General features: G+C 59.7%; 1 protein-coding gene and 1 pseudogene. Both read right to left on the bottom strand.

The genetic code is table 11. The annotated features are described in order from the left end of the window. Positions 1-137: 137 nt before the first annotated feature. Complete coding sequence (istB, locus tag CO670_RS32255) at positions 138-872, bottom strand: IS21-like element helper ATPase IstB (RefSeq protein ID WP_097594058.1); 735 nt, start codon at positions 870-872, stop codon at positions 138-140. A gap of 5 nt (positions 873-877) precedes the next feature. After that, positions 878-2238 (bottom strand): annotated as a pseudogene (istA, locus tag CO670_RS32250) (IS21 family transposase); the annotation flags it as partial.

The raw sequence follows: 2238 nt of genomic DNA, 5'->3' as shown, positions 1-2238 counted from the left end.
CAATCAGCACCGAACATTGACCCCTTTTGCTTATCCAATTTTGACCCCCCTTTGCTGTAGATCAGCGCTTGGCCTGCCCGGCGCTGGCCGGGGTTGCAGAGGGTAGGCCAAGTGCGGGTGATGATCTTCTTCGACTTTTAGCTTTGAGAGCGGTTCTTGAAGCGCCAGGACTCGTTGCCAGTCTCGACAATCTCGCAGTGATGGGTCAGGCGGTCGAGAAGTGCCGTCGTCATCTTGGCATCGCCGAACACCGTCGGCCATTCACCGAACGCCAGGTTCGTGGTGACAATGATCGACGTGCGCTCGTAGAGCCTGCTGATCAGATGGAATAGGAGTTGGCCGCCGGCCAGGGCGAAAGGCAGGTATCCGAGTTCGTCGAGGATGATGAAGTCGAGACGATTGAGATAGTCGGCCGTCCGCCCTTGCTTGCCGCTGCGCGTTTCTGTTTCCAGCCGATTGACCAGATCGATGACGTTGAAGAAGCGCCCGCGTGTTCCGTTGCGGATCAGTGCACGGGCAATCGCAATGGCGAGATGGCTCTTTCCGGTTCCCGTGCCGCCGACGAGGACGACGTTACGCTGATCGGCGACGAAGGTGCCCGTAGCCAGCTCCCGCACCAGGGATTCATTGACCGGCGTATCGGTGAAGTCGAAATCGTCGATGTCCTTTGCGAGGGGCAGCTTGGCGATACTGAGTTGGTAGCGAATGGAGCGGGCCTGCTTCTCGGCGATCTCCGACTGCAAGAGATCACCGACAATGCGCGGCGGTTCGTGCTGCCGTTTGATGCCGTTGCCCATGACCTCGTCGTAGGCGCTGCGCATTCCATAGAGCTTCAGCGTGCTCATCAGTTCGAGAACCTGTGTGCGTTCCATCAGCTTGCCCTCCTGAGGCTGTCATAGCGTGCGCAGTCGGCGACCGGTTCATGGGTCAATCGAAGCGCATCCGGGGTTTGCAGGGTTGCGGCCGGAGCCGGGTCACGACTACGAGCCAGAATGTTGATGATTACCGAGGCCGAGCAGACGCCCTGGTCCAGCGCCTCCTGACAGGCCGCATCGACGGCCGTCAGACCATCGGTGGGAACGCATGCAAGGATTGTGACCATTTGCCGATCACCGTCGTGGACGCTCTTCAGGCGCTTGCGGACCTTCTCCATCGCCGCTGGCAACACCCAGTCCCTGAACGGTGCGCCGTTGCGCAAAGCGCCGGGTTTGCGAGCCAGAACGGGGACATAATGCCAGGGATCGTAGATCGTCTCGCCACGGCCAAAGCAACGCGGATGCTCACCGACGTTCACGCCGTCCTGCCTGATGACGATCTTCTCGGCATAGGCGTGAACCTCAACAGGGCGGCCGACCGCAGTCGAGAGGACGGAGTATTTGTTGTTGTCGAAACGGACCGTGCAGGTCTTCGACACCGAGGCCGGGACGCTGTGGAAACCATCGAACGGCCCGCCGTAATGCACGAGGCTGCCGCGTTCCTCCTCGAACACCTGCCAGATCATTCGCTCGGTCTGTTCAGGATGACGGTGTGCCTTGGCGTAAGCGATGCACTTATCGAGCAACCAGACATTCAGCTCATCCAGGCTTTTAACCCGAAGACGTGGTGTGAAGAAGCGTTCTCGAACCAGTCCGACCTGGTTCTCGACCTGTCCCTTCTCCCATCCGGATGCGGGCGTGCAGGCAACGGGATGGACCAGATAGTGGCTGCACATCTGCAGGAAGCGGCGATTGTATTGTCGCTCCTTGCCGACGAACACCGCCTCGACCGCAGTCTTCATGTTATCGTAGATGCCGCGCGTGCAGGTGCCACGGAAGAAGGCGAAGGCCTTGTCATGGGCATCGAACACCATCTCCTGGCTCTCACGCATATAGGCTCGGGCGAACATCATCCGGCTGTGGCAGAGCCGGACATGCGCGACCTTCACGGTCGTAGTCACCCCGTTGACCAGAATGATCTCGTGGCTCCAGTCGAACTGGTAGGCTTCGCCTGGCGCGTAATAGAGGGGCACATAGGCTTCCGCCGTCACGGCTCCCCGGTTCTTCGCCCAGGTCTTGGCATATCGCCGGATCGCGTCATAACTGCCGTCGTAGCCGAGTGCCCGGACCTCCTCGTAAATCCGGATCAGCGTCAGCCGTTCGCGCGATGCCTTGCCTTCGTTGGCAATGAGGAACCGTTCAATATCACCCTTCCAGGCTCCGATCCTGGGCAACGGTTGATGTTCTCGTTTGTAGACAAAAT

Source organism: Rhizobium sp. J15, assembly GCF_002531825.1.
Lineage (GTDB): Bacteria > Pseudomonadota > Alphaproteobacteria > Rhizobiales > Rhizobiaceae > Rhizobium.
Note: the sequence above shows the minus strand (reverse complement) of the source record. Positions and strands in the feature narration are given on the sequence as shown.

Bases quoted from the DNA above. Each gene is read 5' to 3' on its own strand.
- istB (WP_097594058.1), bottom strand. From the start codon at position 872: ATGGAACGCACACAGGTTCTCGAACTGATGAGCACGCTGAAGCTCTAT.